Source organism: bacterium (genome assembly GCA_023150945.1).
GTDB lineage: Bacteria > Zhuqueibacterota > Zhuqueibacteria > Zhuqueibacterales > Zhuqueibacteraceae > Coneutiohabitans.
On record JAKLJX010000015.1, the window covers coordinates 73,143 to 99,026 of the forward strand.

13 protein-coding genes are annotated in these 25,884 nt (G+C 59.7%); all 13 read left to right on the forward strand.

The window, feature by feature from the left end; translation table 11 throughout:
- Positions 1 to 61 precede the first annotated feature (61 nt).
- The 13 genes from L6R21_18720 to L6R21_18780 all read left to right on the forward strand — a co-directional run bounded on the left by L6R21_18720 (position 62) and on the right by L6R21_18780 (position 25,878).
- The gene (locus L6R21_18720; GenBank protein ID MCK6561233.1) at positions 62 to 1,291 is read left to right on the forward strand and encodes a SpoIIE family protein phosphatase; all 1,230 of its coding nucleotides are present in this window, start codon (positions 62 to 64) and stop codon (positions 1,289 to 1,291) included.
- Between the two features lie 183 nt (positions 1,292 to 1,474).
- Positions 1,475 to 2,254: an SDR family oxidoreductase gene (locus tag L6R21_18725; GenBank protein ID MCK6561234.1), complete on the forward strand. Its 780-nt coding sequence runs from the start codon at positions 1,475 to 1,477 to the stop codon at positions 2,252 to 2,254.
- Between the two features lie 285 nt (positions 2,255 to 2,539).
- Complete coding sequence (locus tag L6R21_18730) at positions 2,540 to 3,118, forward strand: HD domain-containing protein (GenBank protein MCK6561235.1); 579 nt, start codon at positions 2,540 to 2,542, stop codon at positions 3,116 to 3,118.
- A 434-nt stretch (positions 3,119 to 3,552) separates the two neighbouring features.
- On the forward strand, positions 3,553 to 4,965 hold the full coding sequence (locus L6R21_18735) for a Glu/Leu/Phe/Val dehydrogenase (GenBank protein ID MCK6561236.1): 1,413 nt from the start codon (positions 3,553 to 3,555) through the stop codon (positions 4,963 to 4,965).
- A gap of 293 nt (positions 4,966 to 5,258) precedes the next feature.
- Positions 5,259 to 8,837 carry a CHAT domain-containing protein gene (locus L6R21_18740; GenBank protein ID MCK6561237.1) on the forward strand — a complete coding sequence of 1,193 codons (3,579 nt, stop codon included), beginning with the start codon at positions 5,259 to 5,261 and terminating at the stop codon, positions 8,835 to 8,837.
- Between the two features lie 233 nt (positions 8,838 to 9,070).
- On the forward strand, positions 9,071 to 10,375 hold the full coding sequence (locus tag L6R21_18745) for an alpha-glucosidase/alpha-galactosidase (protein MCK6561238.1): 1,305 nt from the start codon (positions 9,071 to 9,073) through the stop codon (positions 10,373 to 10,375).
- Between the two features lie 1,158 nt (positions 10,376 to 11,533).
- Positions 11,534 to 12,613 (forward strand): LacI family transcriptional regulator, encoded by a 1,080-nt coding sequence (locus L6R21_18750; protein ID MCK6561239.1) that lies wholly within the window; start codon positions 11,534 to 11,536, stop codon positions 12,611 to 12,613.
- A gap of 46 nt (positions 12,614 to 12,659) precedes the next feature.
- A complete protein-coding gene (locus L6R21_18755; GenBank protein MCK6561240.1) occupies positions 12,660 to 16,058 on the forward strand; it encodes a T9SS type A sorting domain-containing protein in 3,399 nt (1,132 codons plus the stop codon).
- 1,106 nt (positions 16,059 to 17,164) lie between these two features.
- On the forward strand, positions 17,165 to 19,783 hold the full coding sequence (locus L6R21_18760) for a TonB-dependent receptor (protein ID MCK6561241.1): 2,619 nt from the start codon (positions 17,165 to 17,167) through the stop codon (positions 19,781 to 19,783).
- A gap of 62 nt (positions 19,784 to 19,845) precedes the next feature.
- On the forward strand, positions 19,846 to 23,100 hold the full coding sequence (locus L6R21_18765; GenBank protein ID MCK6561242.1) for a hypothetical protein: 3,255 nt from the start codon (positions 19,846 to 19,848) through the stop codon (positions 23,098 to 23,100).
- A gap of 174 nt (positions 23,101 to 23,274) precedes the next feature.
- Entirely contained in the window at positions 23,275 to 24,069 is a 795-nt protein-coding gene (locus tag L6R21_18770; protein ID MCK6561243.1) for a GxxExxY protein, read from the forward strand.
- A 147-nt stretch (positions 24,070 to 24,216) separates the two neighbouring features.
- The gene (locus L6R21_18775; protein ID MCK6561244.1) at positions 24,217 to 25,221 is read left to right on the forward strand and encodes a PorV/PorQ family protein; all 1,005 of its coding nucleotides are present in this window, start codon (positions 24,217 to 24,219) and stop codon (positions 25,219 to 25,221) included.
- A gap of 186 nt (positions 25,222 to 25,407) precedes the next feature.
- The gene (locus L6R21_18780; protein MCK6561245.1) at positions 25,408 to 25,878 is read left to right on the forward strand and encodes a CopD family protein; all 471 of its coding nucleotides are present in this window, start codon (positions 25,408 to 25,410) and stop codon (positions 25,876 to 25,878) included.
- Positions 25,879 to 25,884 lie beyond the last annotated feature (6 nt).

Genomic DNA, 25,884 nt, shown 5'->3' on the forward strand with positions numbered 1-25,884 from the left:
CGCGATGCAGCGATCAGAAGTGGAATAACACTCATCCTTTCAACCCAGCCGGGTATTCCCCGTGGCACAGCAATCGCAGATCGATGATTTCCTGCTGCTCCAGCGTGTGGCGCAACGCATCAGTTCCATTCTCGACCTGGACGCGCTGCTCGAGCAAATCGTCGATGACGTGGCACAGACGTTCGGCTATACGCGCTCGGCGATTCTGCTGCTGGCGCCGGGCGGCCGCGAGGTCGTGATCGCGGCGGTGCGCGGGTGGACCTCGCACTATCACGTCAAAGGCGAACGCTTCCCGGCCAGCGCGGGCATGATCGGCCACGTCGTGCAAACCGGCAAAACCTGCTATGCGCCGGATGTCTCCCGCAATCCCTACTACATGGTGAGCGAAGCTTCGACGCGCTCGGAGGTGGATATTCCCATCACCGCGCGCGGCCAGCTCATCGGCGTGTTCAACGCGCAGCACCCCAATCTGGATGCCTTCCCGCCCCCTCGCTTGCAACTGCTCGAAGCCCTGGCCGGACACCTGGGCGTGGCCATCGCCAACGCGCGCTTGTTCGAGCGCGAACGCAAGGAGAAGGAACGCATGCTGCAGGAACTGGCGGAAGCGCGTGCGATTCAATCCCGTCTCTTTCCCAAACAGCCGCCGCAGGTGCCGCGCTTCCGGATTTCCGGCCTCTCGCAACCGTGCCTCGCGGTGGGCGGCGATTGGTATGATTACATTCAATTGCCGGGCGGCCGCGTGGCAGTGGTGGTGGGCGATGTTGCCGGCAAGGGCACCGGTGCGGCGCTGTTGATGGCCTCGACCCGCAGCATTCTGCGCCTGCACGCGGAACACGGCGGATCACCCAGCGCCGTGCTCACCGCAGTCAATCGCGTCTTGCTCGCTGATCTGCCCACGGCCAAATTCATCACGATGATCTATGCGGTGCTCGATCCGGAGCGCGGCACCCTCACTTTTGCCAATGCCGGTCATCTTCCTCCCATTTTGGTGGATGCCAGCGGCAGCCGGCCGCTTATCGCCAAGCCGGAGTTGCCGCTGGGCGTGCGCGCGGGCACCTATTCCGACCAGGAGCTGACGCTGATGCCGGCCAGCCGTCTGTTCCTGTATTCCGACGGCGTGATCGAAGCCAGAAACGCTGCACTTGAAGAATATGGCGAGCTTCGCCTGCTGCAGCACCTGGCGACGCCGCTGGCTTCAGTGGAGAGCCTGCTGCAAGACGTGCTGGCACACGCGCAGGGCGAGCCGGTGCGGGATGACATTACCATTGTCGCCGTGGAGGCGCTGGTGTGACGTGAGTTGGCCGGACAAGGGCAGTGGGGGTGACGGTATGAGGCATTTCATGATTTGACTTTTCCGAATTCAGCGCAGAAACGCAGAGTCGCTGAGAATCCAGGCCGTATCTCACTTCGCGCCCTTCGCGACGCGGCAGTGAATTCTGGAACGCGACCTCGTCAAGCCAAGAAAGGAGAACAGGTGACAGCTCTTATTGTCGGCGCGAGCGGCGCCACTGGCCGGCTGTTGGTGCAGCAGCTTCTTGCTCGCGGCGTCGATGTCAAGGTCGTTGTGCGATCACCCGACCGGCTCCCCGCCGAAATTCGGCATCAGGCCGGCTTGACCGTGATCCAGGCCAGTGTGCTGGAACTCAGCGACGCTGAGATGGCGCGGCAGGTCAAGGGTTGTGCGGCGGTGGCTTCCTGTCTGGGACACAACTTGACTTTCAAAGGCATATTCGGCCACCCGCGCCTGCTGGTCACCGAGGCCACGCGCCGCTTGTGTGAGGCCATCAAGGTCAACCAGGCGGAACAGCCCGTGCGCTTCGTGCTGATGAACACCACGGGCAACCGCAATCGCGATCTCGCCGAGCCAATCTCTTTCGCACAAAAGTGCGTGCTGGGACTGCTGCGCGCGTTGCTGCCGCCGCACTTGGACAACGAGCGGGCTGCCGATTATCTGCGCACGCAGATCGGCCAGCATGACAGCGCTATCGAGTGGGTGGCGGTTCGTCCGGACGGCCTGCTGGATGAAAACCAAGTCACCGCATATGAGGTGTACCCTTCCCCGATTCGCAGCGCCCTCTTTGACCCGGGCGTGACCAGCCGGATCAATGTCGGCCATTTCATGGCGGAGCTGATGACCGGCGGCGATCTCTGGGCGCGATGGAAGGGACAAATGCCGGTGATCTACAACAAGATTTCGCCGCCAACCAAACCGGCGGCAAAATCGAGAGCGAAATCCGGCCGCGCCGAGGCGTGACGATCGCCTCCACGCGCAGGCGCAGCCCAAGCCTCGGGTGACAGGATTCGCAGGATTGACAGGATTACTGCGATTTTGCCTGCGTGACGCAGCCTCATTTTTTCTGGCAATGTCGCGGTTGGCATTGGCTTGCCGGCGTGCCGACCGACGGGCGGACTGAACGGACAACGACGCTTTGCCGCAAAAAACACTGGAAACTCGAATCCCGTCAAACCTGTTTCATCCTGTCCAAACGATGAATCGCAATTCCGGCGTCAGGCCAGCAGCGCCGCGAGGACTTTCTCCATGACCAGCAACTCTTTCAATCCGCTGACGATCATTCAAAAATACTTTGATCCGGCCGGCCCGGCGTATCGCGTGCTGGTGGTGCACAGCGTGCTGGTGGCGGCCAAGGCCCTGGCGCTGGCGCGCGCTTATCAGCGCCGCCATCCGGAAGCCGCGCTCGATTTGACGTTCATCGAGCAGGCCGCCTGGCTGCATGACATCGGCATCTTGCGCTGCCATGCGCCCAAGATTCACTGCCACGGCAGCGAGCCTTACATTCGCCACACCATCATCGGCCGGGAGATTCTGGAGCAGGAGGGACTGCCGGCGCATGCCCTGGTGTGCGAGCGCCACACCGGCGCGGGTTTGACGGCCGCGGAAGTGATGCAGCAGAAGCTGCCGCTGCCGGTACGTGACTATCTTCCCCTGAGTCTCGAGGAAAAAATCATCTGTCTGGCCGACCGCTTTTACGTCAAGCCGGAGGCAATGCTGTATCAAGAATTGACGCCGGCGGAGATCAAGGAAAAACTCGCGAAGCACGGGCCGGCGGTGCTCGCGCGCTGGCAGGAGTTGTGCGATTTGTTTTTGCCGGAGGCGTGAGCAGGCTTGTTTCTGCGACGGCTTGGCCGTTGCATCAAGCGCCTCGGAGTTGCCACGAAGCTCGCAGTTTTGGAAACCCCCGGCTCAGCCGGGGGTGGAGGGTTTTCGGACGGGCACGAACCACAACGTTGAGTCGAATTCTACTGCACAGACAAATAGCCACAAAAAGGCGAAAGGTGGAGGCGAAGGGCAACGCCCTGGGAAAGCTGTGACCAAGAGAAATCACCAAGCCCCAGCAGGGCGCCATAGAACCGTTAGGAATACCGTCCCTTCAGGGCTAAATGCGACAAATCCTATCAGTTCCCAGGGCGCTGCCCGTGGGCTATCACATGCGACCCCATTGGCGTCAACCCGGCCTTCTGAACGAGGAGAGTGTATGCTTAACGTTTTAGCACCAACCGGCTTTTCACCCAGCGGAGAGGAAAGGACTTACCATGTCAACCATCAAATTCTTTGACCAGGTCAATCGCAATTTTGACAAGGCCGCGGCGTTTCTGAAATATCCCCAGGGTCTGCTCGATCAGATCAAAATCTGCAACAGCGTCTATCACATCACCTTTCCCTTGAAGAAGGATGATGGCGCGATCGCGACGATTCACGCCTGGCGCGCGGAGCACAGCCATCACAAGTTGCCGGCAAAGGGCGGCATCCGCTACAGTCCGATGGCCAATGAAGATGAAGTCATGGCGCTGGCCGCATTGATGACCTACAAATGCGCGATTGTTGACGTGCCGTTTGGCGGGGCCAAGGGCGCGATCAGAATCGACAAGCGCAACTATTCGCAGGCCGAGCTGGAGCGCCTGACGCGGCGCTACACCTATGAGCTGGTCAAGAAAAACTTCATCGGGCCGGGCGTCGATGTCCCCGCGCCGGATTACGGCACCGGCCCGGCCGAGATGTCGTGGATCGCGGACACCTACAACGCCCTGACGCCCGCGGGCCTGGATACCATGGCCTGCGTCACCGGCAAACCCGTGACCCAGGGCGGCGTGCGCGGCCGCACCGAAGCCACCGGCCGCGGCGTGTATTTCGGCATTCGCGAAGCCTGCAATGACGCCGCGGACATGCGCAAGCTCGGCCTGACTCCCGGCTTGTCCGGCAAAACCGCGATGGTGCAGGGCTTGGGCAACGTCGGCTATCACGCGGCAAAATTTCTGCAAGAGGGCGGCGCCACCCTTGTTGGCTTGATCGAATACGAAGGCGCGATCTACAACGCCAAAGGGCTGGATCTGGAGAAAGTGATGCAGCATCGCCGCGAAACGAAGTCGCTGCTCGGTTTTCCCGGCGCCACCAGCACGCCCAAGAACGCCGAGGGGCTGGAGTGGGAATGCGACATTCTGGTGCCGGCCGCGCTGGAGAATCAAATCACCGCGGAAAACGTCGGCCGCCTCAAGACCAAGATCGTGGCCGAAGGCGCCAACGGCCCGGTGACCGCGGATGCCAACGAAGCTTTGCTGCAAAAGGGCGTGCACATCATTCCCGACATGTATCTCAACGCCGGCGGGGTGACGGTTTCCTATTTCGAGTGGCTGAAGAATCTCTCGCACGTGCGCTTCGGCCGCATGGGCAAGCGTTTCGAAGAGAGCATGAACAAGCGGATGCTGCAAGCGGTCGAGGAGCTGACCGGCAGCAAATTTCCTCAAAACATCTTTGACCAAATCGCGCACGGCGCCGACGAGGAGGATTTGGTGAACTCCGGCCTGGAGGAGACCATGATCTCGGCCTATAACCAGATCAACGAAATTCGCAAGCAACACGGCGGCAAGATCGACCTGCGCACCGCCGCGTTCATCAGTGCCATCGACAAAGTCGCGCGCTCGTACATGGAGTTGGGCATTTTCCCGTGAGAGGATTCTCAATGCAGTGAAGTTTATCCTCGCATGATCAAGGATTAGGATTGTTGCCGGCAGGGAGCCTGTCCACAGCGGCCACAAGCCCAGCGCAGGAGAGGATGCTCACAGCATGACAGCCAGGGGGGATGGTCAAACGCGCCGGCGTTGTTGCGCGCGGCGTCATCCTGCAAAGGAACTTCACCGCCAGGATGCCGGGAATGCCAAGGCAAATCTGACCTTCAACTTTGCGAGCCTGGCATCTGCGCGGTGAATAAAGGTGATTCCGGCTTGCCCGGTTGGGAGAACGCATGGATTTCGTCGTTCCGATTTTTCTGAAGACCCTCTTCGAGTCCGCCAAAAAAGCGGGCTTGCTCGATCTCGCGCAGAAAACCGGCGAGGCGCTTTACGATCAGCTCGTGCAGGAAAAACTCGGCCCGCTTTTCAAAACCAAGTTGGGCCGGTTGATCGAATCCGCAGTGGCGGCCGTGGCCGAGCAGTATGCCGTGCGCCAATCGCAGTTCATGCTGGCTGTGTTGACCGACCCGACGATCGCGGCGGCCATGGATAATCTCGGCACGGGCGAGCTGCCCACGCGCAGCCTGTTGGTGCCGGTGTTTCAGGGCCTGCTCCCCGGCGCCGATGCCGCCGTAGCCGCTGACCGCTTTGTGCAAAAACTCTACGACGGCCTCAGCCGCGATCAGGAGCTGGTCAACCACGCGCTGCTGCTGCTTTCGGAAAGAGAGGCCGAACGCCACCAAACCTTGGTGCGCATGCTGCAGGCTCTCTCGCAGCAATTGCAGCAACCGCAAACCGCGCCACCTCCGCCGCTGCCGGCCATTCCCACCACTCGCCTTGCCCTGGTTCTCGCGCGCGCGGCCGACGGCCAATTCTCCGTCGCCCTGCAGCGCGGCGAGGAAATTCTGGTTCCGCCGCAACCCGCGGTTTTGCCGCGCGATTTTCCATTGACCTACGAAGATCATCTCAAAGCGCTCGCCAGTGGCGTCACCCGCGGCTGGGCCACGCCCGTGGCCTCGCGCGATCAGTTGCTCGACCGCCTCGGCCGGCAGCTCGCCGCGTTTTTTCTCCCCGGCGAAATCGGCAACAAAGTGCATGAGGCCATTGCAGAAGCACAGCAACGCAACGAGCGGGTTGAAATCACCTTCCGCGCCGGCGACCCACAACTGCTCTCTTTGCCCATCGAAGCCACGCACGATCCGGCGATCAACCTGCCGCTCGTGCTTTATCCGCATGTGGCCGTGAGCCGCGCGCTCGCGGGCACCGCCAGCCGGCCGGCCACCGGCATCCCCGGCCCGCTGCGTTTGCTCGTGCTCATCGGCAGCCCGGAGGAAGGGAAAACCAAGGAACCGCTGCTCGATCTCGAAGCTGAGCTGCGCACGATCTTGGACGCGGTTGACCACGCCCGCCACGGCAGCAACTGCATCGTCGAAATTCTCGAAGAAGGCAGTCTCGAGAATCTCAGCGCCAAATTGGAGGCTGAGCCGTTTCACGTGCTTCATATTTCCTGCCACGGCAAGCCCGGCGCGTTGATTTTGGAAGATCGCGACGGCAATCCGGTGGAAGTGTCGCCGCAAAAATTGGCCGACACCATTGCCGCCACCGGCCATCCGCACGTGCCGCTGATCGTGCTGGCTTCGTGTTTGTCCGGCGTGGCCGCAGCGCCAGGGGACGGGTCTGACCTCGGCAGTTTTGCCACGCAATTGGTGCAGCGCGGTTTTCCCGCGGTGGTGGCAATGCAGCATCCGGTGAGCGACGCTTACGCCACCAGCCTCGCCGGTTATCTCTACAAGCATCTCGCTGACGACGAAGTGCCCTCACCGCTGTGGGCCTTCTCCAAAGCCCGGCGACAGGTTGAATTGGATCGCAGGCAAGGGGCAAATGGCAAGGGGCAAGGAGGCAAGGAGCCAAGTGGGCAAGGAGGCAATGAGACAAGGGGAGAAGAGCCGGAATATGCGACGCCGGCGCTTTATCTGGGCGGGGAGGAGGTGCCGTTGTTCGATCGGCGCCAGCCGTTCGAGCGCGTGCGGCCGCAGCCCCAGCCTGCTGCCGTGCACGGGCTGTGTCTGCGCCGGGTCGGCGATTTCATCGGCCGCCGCCGGCAGCAGCGCCAGATTCGGCGCGCCTTGGCCGAGCAGGGAAAAAGCGGTGCCCTCATCACCGGCATGGGCGGAGTCGGCAAAAGCGCGCTCGCCGGCCATGTCATTGAAAACCTCGTTAAGGAAGACTGGCTGCCGGTCACGCTCGTGGGCCGGGTGAATGAGACCGATATCTGCCGTGCGGTGGGCGATCAACTTTGGAGCTTCGCCGAGCAAATGCAATTGCCGAATGACCACGCCCTGCGCCGCCTCGCCACGCCGCTGCGCGCGGTTTATGGGATCACCGACGAGCAGCGCCGGCTGGCGCTGGTGACGGTCTTGCAGAATTTGCCCGTGCTCTTGCTGCTCGACAATTTTGAAGACAATCTCGCCGAGGATCGCCAAACTTTCCGTGATCCGGAATTAGCAGGCTTTCTGCAAAGCCTGACCGATATGCGCCTGGCCGCCAGATTGCTCCTCACCTGCCGCCACCCGGTGCCCAGTCTGCGCCATGGCCTCAGTGAGATTCCGCTCGGCCCGCTGTCGGTGCAGGAAATGCGCAAGCTGCTGCTGCGGCTGCCCAACCTGAAAGACTTGGCCCCGGCGCAGCGGCTGGCGGTTTACCAAAAAGTGGGCGGCCACCCGCGCCTGCTGGAGTTTCTCGATGCCATTCTCGGCGGCGGCAAAGCGCGTTTTGCCGATGTGAGCCGGAAATTGGAGGACAAGCTGCATGAGCTGAACCTCTCGTCCGAGGCCCTGCCGGAAAATTTGGAGGAGGCGCTGCAAACCGCGGTGGCTGCCGGCTGCCGCGACATTCTGCTCGAGGAGCTGATCGCGCTGGCGCAGCAACACCCTGGTGATTGGGACCTGCTGCTCGGCGCCGCGGTTTACGAGCTGCCGGTGGATTTGACCGGCCTGGCGTTTCAGCGCTTTGGCCGGCCGGCGGTGCCAGGCGAGGCAAAGCCTTTGGCCCTGAGCGCCCGGCGCCTGGCCAGTCTCTCTCTGCTGTCAGCGGGGGAGGCGGAGCACTATTTCGTGCACCGCTGGACTGCCGGGCCATTGCTGCAAAAGGCAGAGCCGGCGCAACAGCGCCATTGGCACCAGGCTGCCGCGGACTATTGGCAGTGGCGGGTGAGAAACCAAAGCCACGATATGCAGGAGGCGGCTTTGGCGGTGCGCCATTTATTGCAGGCCGAAAACCTCGACGAGGCCGATAATTTGGGCTGGGGCATACTCGAGCAATTGATGAACTGGGGACACTTCAGCCAAGCCGCGAGTCTCAATCGGGAGATGCTGGCGTATTTTCCGGTGACTCATTCAGCTTATCCTCGCTTGTCGGTCAACCTGGGGGATTTGTTGATCAGCCTGGGCGAGGGCGAGGCGGCGCGGCAGTATTATGAGAAATCTTTGGAGATTCGGGCGAAACTGGCGCAAGCGGAGCCCAATCGGGCGGACTACGCCCGCGACCTGTCGGTGAGTTATGAACGGATGGGGGATTTGTTGCGAAGCCTGGGCGAGGGCGAGGCGGCGCGGCAGTATTATGAGAAATCTTTGGAGATTCGGGCGAAACTGGCGCAAGCGGAGCCTGACCTGCTCGAACGCCGGCTCGATCTCGTCGTCAGTTTCTACAAAATTTCCTCCCTGCACCAGGGTAAAGTAAAACGTGAATACCTCCAGCGCGCCCTTCAAATTCTACTTGAACTGCAGCGCGCCGGCAAGCTCCCTCCGGCCAACGCCGGCTGGATCGCCGCCATTCAACAAGAACTGGCAAAGGGAGTTATCAGTGATCAGTGAGCAGTGATCAGTGAGCAGTGAGCAGTGAGCCTTCGTGGGGCACTGTTGCGATGGCGAATTCGCCGGCGTTGACACCAGCTCAAAAAAGTCCGGGACTACAAGAATCCTGATCACGGTGCACGAACACTTGATCTGATCCTCAACCTTCCACCCATGCCCCACAGCCCACAACCAATAACCTATAACCTACGCCCTACGCCCTACAACCTACAACCCACAACCTACAACCCACAATCCACATGCCCCCCAAAATCACCTTCCTCGGCGCGGGCAGCACGGTTTTCACCTACGCGCTGTTGTGCGATATACTCAGTCACCCGGGGCTGCAACAAGCTACCTTGGCCTTGATGGACATCGATGCCGAGCGGCTGGCCACCTCCGAGCTGGTAGCGCGCAAAGTCAGCCACACGCTGGGCGCGCGGCCGCGCATTATCGCAACGCTCGACCGCCGCGCCGCGCTGGCCGAGGCCGATTACGTCATCACCATGCTGCAAGTCGGCGGTTACCGTCCCAGCACGGTGATCGACTTCGAGATTCCCAAAAAATACGGCCTGCGCCAAACCATCGGCGACACGCTCGGCCTCGGCGGCATCATGCGGGCACTGCGCACGATTCCGGTGCTGCTCGAAATCGCGCGCGACATGGAACAGCTTTGTCCGCACGCGCTGCTGTTGCAATACGTCAACCCCATGGCCATGAACTGCTGGGCACTGAGTGCGGCCACCCGCATTCGCACGGTCGGACTGTGCCACAGCGTGCAGGGCACCGCCAAACAGTTGGCGCACGATTTGGGCATTTCCTACGAGGAAATCAACTATCTCTGCGCCGGCATCAATCACATGGCGTTTTATCTGCGCTTCGAGCGCCGGGGCGAAGACTTGTATCCGCGGCTGCGCCAAATCGCGGCCGAGGGCCGCATGCCGGAGTGGAACCGCGTGCGCTACGAGATGCTGCGGCGGCTGGGCTACTTCGTCACCGAATCCAGCGAGCATTTCGCGGAATATGTGCCCTATTTCATCCGCCGCGACCGGCCGGATTTGATCACGCGCTTCAACATTCCGCTGGATGAATATCCGCGGCGCTGCGAAGAGCAAATCAGCGACTGGGAAAAGCGCCGCCGCGAATTCGAGCAGGCGGAGACCGTGCCGGTGCAGCGCAGTCACGAGTATGCCGCTGACATTTTGCACAGCCTGGAAACCGGCGCGCCGAGTGTGATCTACGGCAATGTGCCCAACCGCGGATTGATCGACAACCTGCCCGCGGACTGCTGCGTGGAAGTGCCGTGCCTGGTGGACGGCGCGGGCGTGCAGCCGACCGCCATCGGCAGCCTGCCGCCGCAGCTCGCCGGACTGATGCGCACGAATATCAATGTGCAGGAACTGGCGGTGCGTGCCGCGCTGGGACAGCGGCGCGAGTATGTTTATCATGCCGCCATGCTCGATCCGCACACTGCCGCGGAATTGACGCTGGATGAAATCTGGGCGCTGGTGGATGATCTGCTTGCCGCGCACGGGGATTGGATTCCGCCGCTGCATTGAGGTGAAGAAGGCGGACAGGATCTTCAGGATTTACAGGATTGATTCTGATCGTTGGCCCCGGCGCCTGCTTTCCAAACAGCTTTGCAATCATTCTGTCCCCAATGATCTTGCCTTCCAAAGCATCCAAAGCGCGCTTGTGATTCTCGCGTGTGTGCCGAGATTCTCACAGGATCCTTTCTGGATGACAGGAGGGAGGAGTCTTGCGAAGCGGGGCTTGACAGGATTAACCGGATTTACAGGATTGATTTTTTTCGGTGGACCCGGCGCACACCTCCCAGACAGCTTTGCAATCATTCTGCCCCCAATGATTCTGCCTCTTAAAGCCTTTCAATCGCGCCTGTGATTCTCGCGCGCGTGCCGTGATTTTCACAGGATCCTTTCTGGATGACAGGAGGGAGGAGTCTTGCGAAGCGGGTTTGACAGGATCAACTGGATTCACAGGATCGATTCTTATCGTTGGACCCGGCGCCTGCCTCCCAAACAGCTTTTCAATCATTCTGCCCTCAATGATTTTGCCTTTTAAAGCCTTTCAATCGCGCTTGTGATTCTCGCGGGCGTGCCGAGATTTTCACAGGATCCTTTCTGGATGACATGAGGGAGGAGTCTTGCGAAGCGGGTTTGACAGGATCAACTGGATTCACAGGATCGATTCTTATCGTTGGCCCCGGCGACTGCTTTCCAGACAGCTCTGCAATCGTTCTGTCCCCAATGATTCTGCCTTCTAAAGCCTTTCAATCGCGCTTGTGATTCTCGCGGGCGTGCCGAGATTTTCACAGGATCCTTTCTGGATGACAGGAGGGGATTGACTCGCAGGGAGCGCGAGTTGATTGGTGTGAACCCATCAATCCCATTTGACTGCAGGCAATCCGGTAAATCCTATCATTTATGTCAATTCTCCCGCTTAACTGCCTGTTCCTGCGGGTGTTTTCCTGCCGGGGATGGGCTGCCGGATTCACCGCCGCGAGCGCGGCGAATATTTTTCCGGTGCCCGCAGTTTCCGCTTGACATTTTCATTTTTCGGGTTATCATGTAACCGTTTACATTTCAGCGCGACTTGCTCCCGTTCCGGGGGGCGGAAAAATGTAAACGTTTACAGCAAAATTGTTGTCCGGCATTCCCGCGGCTGTTTCCGGCTGTACCGAAAGGAAAATCGCCGTCATGAGCGTGACCATCCGAGAGGTAGCCAAGAAAGCGGGAGTTTCCACCGCCACGGTTTCGCGCGTGTTCAACAACGCGCCGGCGGTGGACGCGGACACGCGCCGCCACGTGCAGGCGGTGGCGCGCAAGCTGCACTATGCCCCGCACGCCGCCGGCCGCAGCCTGAGCATGAAGCGCACCGATGCCATCGGCCTGCTGCTGCCCGACGTTTACGGCGAGTTTTTCTCCGAAGTCATCCGCGGCGCCGACCAGGCGGCGCAACAGAACCACTACCATCTGCTCGTCTCCAGCTCGCACACCACGCGCGAGGCCCTGGCCGGCGCGCTGCAAGTGATGCGCGGCCGCGTCGACGGCCTGGTCATCATGTCGCCCCACATCGACGGCCACACGCTCAAGACCAACCTGTCCAAAACCCTGCCCGTGGTTCTGCTCAACTGCCACGTCGCGGACGCGAGTTTCGACTCCTTCAATATCGACAATTTCCACGGCGCCTATGAGATGGTGCGCCACTTGCTCGGCCATGGCTTTCAGCGCATCGCCATCATCAAGGGCACCGAAAAGAACCTGGATGCCGAAGAGCGCTTGCGCGGCTATCGCCAGGCGCTCAGCGATGGCGGCGCGGCCTGCGCCGCGGAGCTGGAGGCGCCGGGCAATTTCTCCGAGGCCTCCGGCTACGAGGCGGCGCGGCAAATCATGACGCTCTCCCCGCGGCCCGCCGCGATTTTCGCCTCGAATGATTCCATGGCGCTCGGCGCGCTCAGTGCCTTGCGCGAAATGGGGGTGGCGGTGCCGGCTGATATCGCGCTCGCCGGCTTCGACGACATTCCGCTGGCACGCTATCTGTCGCCCGCCCTGACCTCCGTGCATGTCCCGATCAGCGAACTGGGCGCGCAGGCGATCCGCCGGTTGTTTCAAGTCTTGCAGAAGAAGAACCGCCAACAAAAGCAGCACGCCGCCGTGCCCACGCGGCTGGTGCTGCGGGAGTCGTGCGGGTGCCCGAAACATTCCAACCATGAGCAGATACAAAGAACAATGAATCAAGGAGGTGAACGGCATGGCATGATTGAAACGGTCGGTTAAACAGTTCAGCGCGGACTATTCACTCTCAACCTGCGAAGGGAATTCCATGAGAACAAGATTTTCCAACGTGCTGGCCGCCGGCTTCTTGCTGGCGTTTGCGTTTGCCGCCTTCGGCCAAACTGCGCGCACTGACGCAATCTGGGCGCGCCGGGTGGTCGAGGGCTCGATCACGCTGGACGGCAAATTGGATGAGCCGGCGTGGAATAACGCGGAGAGCGTTTTGATCAAATACGGCCAAAACGCCGGCGATCCCGGCAGTGGCTGGCGCAATGAAGGCGGGGCCGTACCCACCGACCCGCTGGATGCGACCCTGAAATTCCTGGTGGTGGGCAATCAATTGTATTTGGGGCTGGCGGTGAAGGACAGCTCCGTGGGCGGCGGCTTGTTCAACCGCTTTGATGGCGTGTTGATGAACCTTCGCCGCAAGGAATCTCCTGATCGTCCGGCGCCGCCGTTTGAATATTTCTACGGCTGGGTGACGGAACCGTGGGCAGATCCGGCCACCGGAAACATCGGCGCCTTGCCGAGCTTTTTTGGCGCTGCGGGCGGCCCGCGCACGCCCGAGAATTTAGAAATTTGGGATGCCGTGACCACGGTGCAAGGCATCAGCAATTCCGATACCCTGCCCGATGTTGGTTACACGATGGAATTCCGGCTGAACCTGACCCCGCGCGGCTATGACGTGACGCGGCCCCAGGGCGACATCGTCAGCTTCAACATTTCGATTTATGACACGGACTGGCAATGGCCGGTGATTCCGGGCAAGCTGAGCGGCAACCGCACGTGGTTCCAGGGTCCGTTCAGCGCGCCGCTGAGCAACACCGTTCGCATTCATGCGCGGCCGGACGTGACCGTCAGCTCCGGCGAGGTTCCGGAAGTGGAGCCTGAGCTGATCGTCCCCAACGCCGAGCACTACAACGCGCCGGAAATCGACGGCATTCTGGATGAGGCGGTTTGGGCGAAGGCTCCGAGTTTCGACGTGCGCTTCGGCGATACCGCGCTGCGCGAGACTTATCCCAGCATCGGCCCGCTTGCCAGCGGCCAGTTCCAGCCGGAAGTCGGCGGCGGCCGCGCCGCGGTGCTGGATCCGGGCGACGCGACGTTCAAATACTTTTTCAAGGGCGACTGGTTGTATGTTGGCGTGGATGTGCGCGACGGCGCGGTGATTGCCGTGGACACCGACGCACAGTGGGACGGCATCCGCTTCATGATCAATGATCGCGTGGCGCGCGATCCGGAGAATCACGATCTCATCGGCCGCGAATTTATTGTGCGGTTCGATGCCACGGGAAAACCGGTGACTGGCGGCTATTTGACTGACCTGCTGCCCCTGGGCGGCGCCGCGGTAGGCGTCACCATGAAGCCCAATACCACCATCAACAATCCTGCTGATGTGGATGAAGGCTTCTTCATCGAGTTGGCTATCGATCTGACCAAGCTCGGCTATCCCGGCGGCCGCGGCGATGGCGTGGCCTGGCTGGGCGCGTTGTTGTTTGACGGCGATACGCGTCCCAACCCGACGGATGATTACGGCAACTGGACCTGGTGGTTCAAGGAGCGCGGCAATAACGCCTCGCCGGTGTGGGCGTACATGGATCCGAATACGTTCGTTCCCGGCGGCGAGCCCGGTGCTCGCGAACGCGCGGACGCGGTCTGGGCGCGCACCGTGGTGGATGGCACGATCACGCTCGACGGCAAACTGGACGAACCCGCCTGGTCCAAGGCGGAACCGGTCCGGCTGCAATATGGCAAAGATGCCGGCATCCCCGGCAGCGGCTGGCGCAATGAAGGCGGGGCCGTGCCCACCGACCCGCTGGATGCGACCTTGAAGTTTTTGGTGGTGGGCAATCAATTGTATTTGGGCGTGGCAGTGAAAGACAGCTCCGTGGGCGGCGGCCTGTTCAACCGCTTCGACGGCGTGTTGATGAACATTCGGCGGAAGGAATCTCCGGATCGTCCGGCGCCGTCGTTTGAATATTTCTATGGCTGGGTAACGGAACCGTGGGCCGATCCGGCAACGGGAAACATCGGCGCATTGCCGAGCTTTTTCGGCGCTGCCGGCGGCCCGCGCACGCCGGAGAATTTGGAGATTTGGGATGCCGTGACCACGGTGGCAGGCATTACCAATTCCGATACGGTGCCGGATGCGGGCTACACCATGGAATTCCGGCTGAACCTGACCCCGCGCGGCTATGACGTGACGCGGCCCGAAGGCGATATCGTCAGTTTCAACATTTCGATCTATGACACCGACTGGCAATGGCCGGTGATTCCGGGCAAGCTGAGCGGCAACCGCACCTGGTTCCAGGGTCCGTTCAGCGCGCCGCTGAGCAACACCGTGCGCATTCATGCGCGGCCGGATGTGACCGTCAACACTCAGACGCTGCCGGAGCTGGGCCCGGAGTTGATCATTCCCAACGCGGTGAATTATGCCACGCCCGCGATCGACGGCCAGTTGAACGAGCCGGTGTGGGCCAAGGCGCCGAGTTTTGACGTGCGCTTCGGCGATACCGCGCTGCGGGCGACCTATCCCAGCATTGGCCCGCTTGCCAGCGGCCAGTTCCAGCCGGAAGTCGGCGGCGGGCGCGCCGCGGTTCTGGATCCCGGCGACGCCACGTTCAAATATTTCTTCAAAGATGATATGCTGTACCTCGGCGTGGATGCGCGCGACGGCGCCGTGATTGCGGTGGACACCGATGCGCAATGGGACGGCATCCGCTTCATGATCAACGATCGCGTCGTGCGCGAGCCGGACAATCATGATCTCTTGGGACGCGAAGTCATCGTGCGTTTCGACCCGGCCGGCCAAACCGTTCTCGGAGGCTCGTTGGTTACGGAGGTAGCCGATGCGGTCACCGCGGCAGTTACCATGAAGCCCAATACCACGATCAACAACCCCGCGGATGTGGATGAAGGCTTTTTCATTGAGTTGGCCATCGATCTGACCAAGGTCGGTTATCCCGCCGGCCGCGGCGATGGCGTGATTTTCCTGGGTGCCTTGTTGTTCGATGGCGACACCCGCCCGAATCCCACCGATGACTACGGCAACTGGACGTGGTGGTTCAAAGAGCGCGGCAATAACGCCTCGCCGGTGTGGGCTTATATGGATCCCAACACCATCGTCACTGGCGTGCAAGACCGCGCCGGCGCGGAAGGCCTCCCGCAGGTTTTCACCCTCTACGGCAACTATCCCAATCCGTTCAATCCCTCCACGACGATCAGCTTCGGCATGCCCGAGGCCGGCTTGGTGACGCTCAAGGTGTACGACATCCTCGGGCGCAGCGTGCTGGTCAAGGAACTGGGCATGAAAGCGGCCGGCCGGCATGAAGCCGTATTCGAAGCCAAAGACTTCACCTCCGGCGCGTATTTCTATCGTTTGCAGATGACTGCCCCGAGCGGAAAGAAGCAATCGACCCTCTACGGCAGAATGATGGTAATCAAATAAGGCCATGCGGCCTCAATGAGCCTTCCGGAGTGCAAGCTCCGGAAGGCTCACTTGCTGTGCAGTTGTCGCATTCATGAGAATTCGTGTCAGCGGTGCAGCTCACACGACCACGCAAAGTCGAATTCCATGGCACAGGCCAATAGCCCAAGGGGCAAAATGTAGCAGCGAAGGGCAACGCCCTGGGAAATCGGTAATCATGAGGTATCACCAAGCCCCGACCGGGGCGCCCTCGAACCACGTCAGGAATGCCGCCCCGTCAGGGCGATATGCAATGAATTTTCCCGGTTCCCAGGGCGCCGCCCAGGGGCCGTTACATGGGGTCAAGTTGGCCTTTTATCACGATGAGAGTATGCCATGGGGCGCGGCAAGTTAGAATAACATTATGAAAGATTCTTGCCCACAAAGCAACCGTTTGCACCGCGGAGCCGCGGAGAGCGCGGAGTTTCAAAATCAAGAGAGTCCTTCTTCGCGATCTTCGCGATCTTCGCGTCTTCGCGGTGAGCCTTTGAAGTGAATGACACGGCAGTGTGCCTCGATCTTCACAGGATCCTTGCTGGATGACAGTTGGATGACAGTGGTGGTGGATACTTCGTGCGAGACAACAGTGTATGAATCGGGCTTATTGCTGCCCGCGGGTTTTAGATTTCAGCTTGTCTAAAATCTGGCGTAGAACGTAAAGTCGATTCTTTTCGCACAGATCAACAGCCTGAAGGGGGCGAAATGTAGCAGCGCAGGGCAACGCCCCGGAAAAGCCGCAATCGGGAGAAATCACCAAGCCCCAAAGGGGCGCCATAAAGCCAGGTCAGGAAGGCCGCCTCTGCAGGGCTAGGCGCGATAGATTTTATCGGTCCCAGGGCGCTGCCCAGGGGCCGTTACATGCGGCCGCGTTGGGGGCAAACCGGTCTTCTAAAGAAGAAAGTGTATGGTTAACGCTGTAGAACGAAATGACCGCTAGAAATCAAAACTAACTCAGAAATAATTCTGCGATTTGTTTTCTTCGAAACCCTCTAAAGTCCCACGTTCATTTTGGCAGAGAGGCGAGTATGTTCCTTCCAATGCTTCCAGTCCGCAGTCCTTTCCATCGCCGGCCGGGATGGCAAAGGCAAATGCCCACGATGATTTTGGCTTTTCTGCTCATGATTGGTTCGGTTGCCCATGCCGGCACCACCGGCAAGCTCTCGGGCCGTGTCTTGGACACGCAGAAGCAGCCGCTGCCCGGCGCGAGCGTCGTGTTGGCGGGAACCGCGCTGGGCGCCGCCGCCGATGCCGAAGGCTACTACAACATTCTCAACATCCCGCCCGGAACGTATCGCGTGCAGTACAGCATCATCGGCTACCAAACGATGGTGATCCAAAACATTTTGATTACCAGCGACAAGACCACGGTACAGAACGTCGAGTTGAGCGAGGAGACGCTCGCCGGTGAGGAAGTGGTGGTGACGGCGCAGCGCCCCGTCGTCGAGACGAATTTGACCAGTTCCGTGGCCACGGTCACCAGTGAGAATATTGCCACGCTGCCGGTGCAGGAGCTGAATGACGTGGTGAATCTGCAGGCGGGCGTGGTGGACGGCCACTTTCGCGGCGGCCGCCTGGGCGAGGTGCAATACCAGATCAACGGCGTCACGGTCAACAATCCCTACGACAATAACTCGACCCTGCGCATCGATCGTTCGCTGTTGCAGGAGGTGCAGGTCATCAGCGGCACGTTCGATGCGGAATACGGCCAGGCGATGAGCGGCGTGGTCAATGCCGTGCTCAAGACCGGCGCGGATTTTTTCAAGTGGAATGCCGAAGCGTTTGCGAGCGACTATGTGTTTACCAGCGGCGATCGCCGTAGAGTGAATGATGAATTCCGGCCGCTGGCCCGGCAGAATTATCAGCTCAGCGTGAGCGGGCCGGTGGGTTTGCCCAAAACCTATTTTATTGTCAGCGGGCGGCGCTACGTGGATGACGGTTACATCTATGGCGTTCGGGCCTTCAATCCCACGGACCGCGCGGATTTTCAAAGCCGGGTGTTCACGCCCACCGGCGACAGCGCCGAGGTGCCGCTGGCCTACTCGCGGGAGTGGTCGGGCCTGGTGAAAATCACGAATCGCGCGTGGAACAACCTCGAACTGTCCTATCAAGCCCTGGGCAACTGGATTGACAACAAGCGCTACAATTTCAGCTTTTTCTTTAACCCTGACGGCGCTTCCAAGCAACGCACCTATTCGCTCGTTCATGGCTTCGATGTGACGCATACGGTTTCCAAGAACACGTTTTACAATTTGAGCTTCCGGCAGAATCTGTTCGACTATCATGACTTCGTGTATGAGGATTTTGATGATCCGCGCTATGACGCGGCCGGCCCGGCGCAAGGCGATGCCAACTACAACCTGGGAGTGAGCGTGCAAGGTGTCGATCTCAATCGCTTCAAACAACGCACCAACAGCTTCGTTTTCAAAGGCAGCCTGACCAGCCAGGTGAAGCGTGATCATTTGCTCAAACTCGGCGCCGAATTCCAATCCTCGGATTTGAGCTTCGGCGTGCCGGGGCTGATTTACAGCCCGGGCGGCACCTTGATCGAGCGCCGTCTGTTCAGCACGCCGCTGTATTCGTTTCAAGAGCTGGAAACCTACAATCCCATTACGTTCGCGGCTTATGCGCAGGATCAAATCGAATGGCAGGATTTGATCGTGCGCGCGGGCGCGCGCTGGGAATACTTCGACGCGCGCGCGACGCTGCCCAGCGATTTGCAGAATCCCGCGAACGCGATTCAAGGCGCGCCGCAATCCGTGCCGCGCTCGACCACGGCGAAATCCTCGCTGGCGCCGCGCATCGGCGTGTCGTATCCCATCTCCACCACGGCGGCGCTGTTCTTTGCGTATGGCCATTTCTATCAATATCCCGGCCTCGGCCAGCTCTTCAATAATTCCGATTACTCGCTGTTGAGCGAGCTGCAAGCGGGCGCGAGCAACTACAGCGTGTTCGGCAATCCCGACATCAAGCCCGAGCGCACGGTGCAATACGAGTTCGGCTACAAGCACGCGCTTACGGATTTCCTCGGCCTGGATTTCAGCATCTTCTACAAAGACATTCGCGACTTGCTGGGCGTGGAATTCATTTCAACCTATGCGGCCGCGGAGTATGCGCGCTTGACCAACGTCGATTTCGGCAACGTGCTCGGTTTCACCATCGCGCTCGATCAGCGCCGCCTCGGCCTGATCAGCACCATGCTCGATTACACCTGGCAGCGCGCGCAGGGCAACTCCAGCGATCCGCGCGAAACCGCGACGCGCGCCTCGGCCGGCGAAGACCCGCGGCCGCGGCAAGTGCCGCTCAACTGGGACCAGCGCCATACACTCAACGCAACGATCACCCTCGACCAGCCCGGTGATTTTGCCATCAGCACCATCCTCCGCTACGGCGGCGGCCAGCCCTATACGCCGGAAATCGGGTCCGGCTTCGGCGCCGATTTGGAAGCCAACTCCGGCCGCAAGCCCGCGTTCGTGCTGGTGGACGTGCGCGCGGAGAAATTCTTCCAACTTGCCGGCTTTGACATGAGCGCGTTCCTGCGCGGCTTCAACGTGTTGGATGGCCGTTACTCCAACGGCTTCATCTTCAGCAGCACCGGCAGCCCGGACTATTCTTTGAATCCTGAAACCGATCGCACGACGCTCGCCGATCCGAACCGCTACTATCCGCCGCGCCGCCTCGAAGTGGGATTGACGGTGAGCGCCCGCTAGGCCTGTTGGCCGCGACACGCAGCGCTGCTTTGGCCTTTCGTTCAGTCAAGGAGACTCAAGTTATGAAATGCAGACTCATGTTGTGTATCTCGTGGTTGGCGCTAGTTGCCGCCGCTCATGCCCAGCTCCAGCCGGTGGTGCCGCCGGAAAAACGCGGGCGTGTCGATGCCGAGCGCCAGGGCACGCACGATGCCGCCAGCATCCGCACCTTTTTCTATAATTATGGCATGGTCGGCGATTATCCGCCCGATCCCATCGGCGTCGATCTCAGCGTGTTTCATTCCGCCGAAGTGCCCAAAGGCAGCGGCTTGAACTATACCGACGGCATTACGCCGTTCGTGCTGGCGCGCATTCAGGAAAACAACGGCAAAACCTCACACCTCATGGAAACCGGCTTTCGCGAGCGGCAACAAGCCAGTCCCTATCGCAATCGCATCATGCGTTTCGAGCCGCGCCCGGGATTTTTCCAACCCGATCCCGGGATCAACAAGGGCCGCTCGCCCGCGATCAGCAACGATCCGCGCACCTGGCCTGATCTCTGGCCGGACAAGGAGAATGATCCCGATGATCCCGGATGGACCGGCAGTTGGAACGGCTACTTCGGCAAGCGGCCCAATGCCGATCAGGAAAGCTACACCGTGATGGACGACGACTTCTATGATGCCTGGGATTTCTATCCCGACAAGCGTGATTCCACGCGCCGCGGCTTGGGCCTGCGCATCGAGGTGCGCGGCTTTCAGTGGGCCAATCCGCAATCCTCCAATGTGATCTTCTGGCACTATGACATCACCAATGAAGGCACCACCGACTACAACGAGAATATCATCTTCGGCTTGTACATGGATTCCGGCGTGGGCGGCTCTTCGATTTCATGCGACGGCATCGCAGAATCGGATGATGACAACGCCTTCTACACCAAGCGCGGCAATCTCAATCTCGTTTACACCTGGGACAAAGGCGGCCACGGCGATGCCCTGGGCACCAATTGCTATCCCACCGGCTATTTGGGCTATGGTTATTTGGAAACGCCGGGCAAACCGTTCGACGGCAGCGACAACGACTATGACGGCATCATCGATGAAAAACGCGACGGCGGACCGGGACAACTCATCACCGGGCAGGACAACATCAAAGCCTATTTCCTGGCGAATTACAATCAGGCGGATTTCGAGCGCGAACACGGCACCGTCGAAAGCCGTTCGGCTTATCGCGCCGGCCGCTGGTGGACCGGGGATGAAGATTTTGACTGGGTGGCGGAGTTGCATGACACCGGCGCCGACGGCGTGTTTGGCACCAATGACACCGGCGAGGGCGACGGCATTCCCACCAACGGTGAAACGAATTTTGACCGCACCGATCTGCACGAGTCGGATCAAATCGGCCTGACGGGTTTCAAATTCAATCGTATTCGCGCGGGCGCCGGCAACCCCAGCCAGGAAGTCGACGGGATCGTGTTTTTTGACGACGGCAAGAACTGGCCCAAGCGTTTGTATGATCAATTCACTGACCCCGATCCGGCGAAGCGTTTCGATCCGCCGCTCGCTTTGAACTACAACATCGGTTTTGTGTTTGCCTCCGGCCCGTTCACGCTGCGGGCCGGGAAGACGGAGCGCTTCAGCCTGGCGCTGGCCTTCGGCGCGGATTTGGAAGAGCTGGAGAATACCGTCAAAATCGTGCAGCTCATCTACAACGCCAATTATCAATTCGCGGTGCCACCGCCCATGCCCACGGTCACCGCAGAGGCCGGCGATGGTTATGTGCGGCTTGCTTGGGATGATCAAGCCGAGCGCGGCATCGATCCGGTCACGCTCGAAAATGACTTCGAAGGTTACCGCGTTTACCGCGCCACGGATCCGGAATTTCGCGACGTCAAGGTCATCAGCACCGGCCGCGGCACCGGGCCGCTGGGCAACGGCAAGCCGCTGGCGCAGTTCGATTTGGTCAATGACAAAAAAGGCTTCTCCTCGCAAGTGGTGGAGGGGGTGGCGTATTATTTGGGCAACAACACCGGCCTGGCGCACACCTTTATCGACACCACCGTGACGAACGGCCAGCTTTACTACTATGCGGTCACGGCCTACGATTTTGGCTCGGATTCCCTGGGCTTTTATCCCTCGGAAAATGCCATTGCGGTCTCGCGCACGCCGCGCGGCGGTACGATCTTGCCGAAGAATGTCGTCGCGGTGCGGCCGAATCCGCGGGTGCGGGGTTTCACGCGTGCCGAGGCCTCGAATACCACTCGTGTGGCGGGCCGCGGCACCGGCAGTGTTGCGGTGCAGGTGGTGAACTCCGCGCTGGTGCCGGACAATCACACCTATGAGCTGAGATTCAGAAGCCTGTTCGCGGACAGCATCCGCGCCAATGTTTTTGATTTGGTGGACATGACCGGCAACGACACGCTTTTCACCAACGGCTACGATTTGGAAGGCGCCGGCAGCGGCCTGGTCGGCAAGGGCCTGCTCCCGATCGTGAGCACTCCCAAGACCGTCATGGTTGATTCCGCCAGCGGTTTTACGCCGGCGAGCCTCACCAACGGACGCCTGCAAGTGACATATCGCAATCCGTTGCCCATCAATCTGAAGCGCCCCGGCTTCCCGGAAGACATGACCATCACCTTCAGCAATGTGCCGATCGATACCTCGCTGCGGGGCTTTGGCTTGCTGCGCTCGCGGCCGACCAAGTTCCGCATTCATGCGCACACCGCCGCCGGCGACCTGCGCATGAAGTTCTATTTCCTGGACAAGGATAACGACGGCACGCTGAGTTTGCCCTTCCCGGATGAATTCATCGATGTTGTCACCTATCTTCCCAACCGGCCAACCGCCTACGAAACTTGGCGTGTGGAATTGGACACCACCGGGCAGGCGCAACGCGGCTCTCTCCAAGTGCCCACCTTGGGCGATGTTTATGAAATGAAGTTGATCTATCCCTTCGAACATGGTGAGGTATATTCGTTTTCCACCACCGGTGAGTTCATCAACCCGGCGGCCGCGCAGAGCCTGGCACAGCAAGAGCCATATGTCGTGCCGAATCCCTACGTCGGCTTGGCGAGTTTTGAAGCGGAGCGTTTCGCCATCTCCGGCCGCGGCGAGCGGCGAATGGAATTTCGCAACCTGCCGCAAAACTGCACGATTCGCATTTTCACGGTGCGCGGCGAGTTGGTGCAAACGCTGCATCATGACGGCTCCGATTTTGGCATGGTGCCGTGGGATTTGCGTTCGAAAGACAATCTCGAAATCGCGCCGGGGTTGTACCTCTATCATGTGGATGCCGGCCCGCTGGGCAAGCATATCGGAAAGTTTGCGATAATAAAGTGAGATTTTCAAAAGCGTGTCCCCAGCGGATAGATTAAGTCCAACGGATGAAGCCTTTTTGATATAAAGCAGTTTGAAGCGGTTTCGCTGGAAAGGTTATTGGCTTTTTATCTTTGGCTTTCATCTATCCGCTGGTGGCGAAGGCTTCAAAATCTCTCACTCGAAGGGAGGCGAGGTATGCCGCTCCTGCACCAAGAATTGACCTACGAGTTGCGCATGTGCATGATGGAGGTACACAACGAAATCGGAGTCGGCTTCGATGAGGAAACTTACCATCAAGGTGTGATTCGGAGGTTCATGAAAGCAGGAATCCCCTTCGTTTCGAAGCCGCAGCGGCACATTTTGCATCGCGGCGCGCCGGTCAAAACCATCGAATTAGACTTCCTTGCAGACGAGAAGGTCATTATCGAGTTGAAGTGCTTGCGCTGCGGTTTTCTGCGGGCGAATTACATTCAGATTCTTTCGCACCTCAAACTCTGGCAAAAGAAATTGGGGTTGTTGGTCAATTGGGGTTTTCCTCGGCTTCAGTTCAAGCGAATTCCATTCACAGAAAAACCCAAGAAGGTTGCGGAAGAATACGGCTATATCAAAGGTGCTTTGACTGAATCAGAGCGACTAGCTTTAGCTAGATTGCGTGAAGCCATTTTGTTTGTGTTGGAAACCCATGGTCTTGGGTATGGCAAATCTACGTATCAAGCGTTGGTGCAATCCGAGTTGAAATACCGGCAAATCGGATTTGAGAAAGGCAAAATTGTCGAGGTCGTCTATGGGAACGAAATCATCCGTTCATACCCAATGCGCTTTTGGCTCATCGAAAACCAAATGCTCTGTGACATCGCGGCTTTACAAGAGCGCATACTGCCGGAGCACGTCGTGCGCATGCAAACGTTTCTCAAAAAGCTTGAATTATCCGCCGGCCTGATCGTGAACTTTGGAAAGAGCCAACTGGAGCTTCGTGGCGTGCGTTGTTAGCAGATGTGAAAGAACGACCGAGGCTTAAAAATATCGTCAACGGAGGGATGAAGCCCAACCGATGAAAAGTGAAAAGCTTTATCCGCTGGTCTTAATCTATCCGTTGGGGCAAGTCTTAAAAGCAATACCCGTTTAAGGAGTCTGAATATGAAATCGAAACTTGTTCTCTTCGCCATTCTGTTGTTCAGCGCGTCCGTGTATCCGCAAAGCAAAACCGGCACCACCGTTGCGCAGTTTTTGTTGATTGAGCCGAGCGCGCGTTTGGCGGCCATGGGCAACGCCGGGGTTGCCATGTATGACGAGGTGGCGGCGGCCTACTACAATGCCGGCGCGATCGGGCTGCAAAGCGGCTACAGCGCACAGTTTTCGCACAGCACCTGGCTCGCGGATATTTCGTACAACTACGCGGCCGCCGCGCTGCAAGCCGGAGAATTGGGCAACATCTTTCTCAGCGTCACCTCGCTCAGTTCCGGCGAAATCGACGTGCGCACGGTCGAACAACCGCTGGGCACCGGTGAACGCTACACGGTTTCGAATCTTGCGCTCGGCCTCGGCTTCGGCCGGCAGATCTCCGATCGTTTTTCCGCCGGCGTGCAGGTGCATTACATTCAAGAGCGGATCTGGCACAGCACGCTCTCGACGTTTGCCCTCAACGTCGGCACGGTTTATCGCCTCTCGGAAAATGGCTTGCGTTTGGGCGCCAGTATTTCGAATTTTGGCCTGCCCGCAAGCTATGATGGCCGCGATTTGCGCTTCGTTTTCGATCGTGACCCGGACAAATACGGCGACAACAGCGCGCTCCCCGGCTTGGTCTTTACGGAGGATTATCCGCTGCCGGTGCTCTTTCGTGTGGGCGTGACCTATCCCATGCGCCTCAATCCGAGCAACGTCGTACACCTTGCGGTGAATGCTTTTCATCCCAGCGATAACACGGAGAGCATGAGTGTGGGCGCGGAATGGCTGCTGTTCAAAATGCTCGCGTTGCGCGGCGGCTATCAGAATCTCTTTTTGAAGGATTCCGAAGTCGGTGTCACGCTCGGGGCGGGCATGAACCTCGAGGTCGATGGCTATGCCTTCCGCCTGGATTATGCCTGGGCCGATCACGGCCGGTTGGAATCAGCGCAGCGCTTCAGTTTGGGCGTTACCTTCTGAGGCAAGAGAACCGCCGGCGGCAGGTGTTTTCCGCCGGCCATTTGGCACCATCGGCGCCATTTGCCGGCGGCCGCCCGCCTGCGCCGCTGAGCGCTCGCTGGTTATGCCCCGCCCGTGTGAGACGCGGGTGGCGCTGACGCAGCGCGGCTCGCACATGTATTCTGTTAGTAATGAGGAGGAATCGACATGGTCGATTACATTGTCAATGCGTTGCACTTGCTGGCCACGGTGATTTGGATCGGCGGCATGGCCTACACCGCGGTAGTGCTCATGCCGGCGGCTCAGGCCCTGGATCCGGGCCCGCGCGGCCAGCTCATGGGTGCCGTGGCCAAGCGCTTCAGCATCGTGGCCTGGAGCAGCATCCTGCTGCTGCTGATTACCGGATTGATCAAAACTCCGGCGGAAATGCTGCTCGATACGGCTTCGACCTATGGGGTGGTGCTGACCGTCAAGCATGCGTTGGTGTTGATCATGATCATCATCGGCAGTGTGATCACCTTCAGCGTTGTGCCGAAGACGCGATCGCTGGCGCCGGCGCCCGGCGAGCGGCCCTCGCCGGCCTTCGTCAAGGCGCAGCAGCAGCTCAAAATGCTCGCCACCACCAATTTGATCCTGGGCATCATTGTGCTGTTGTGCGTGGTGCAGCTTGAAAGCTGAGGCCCA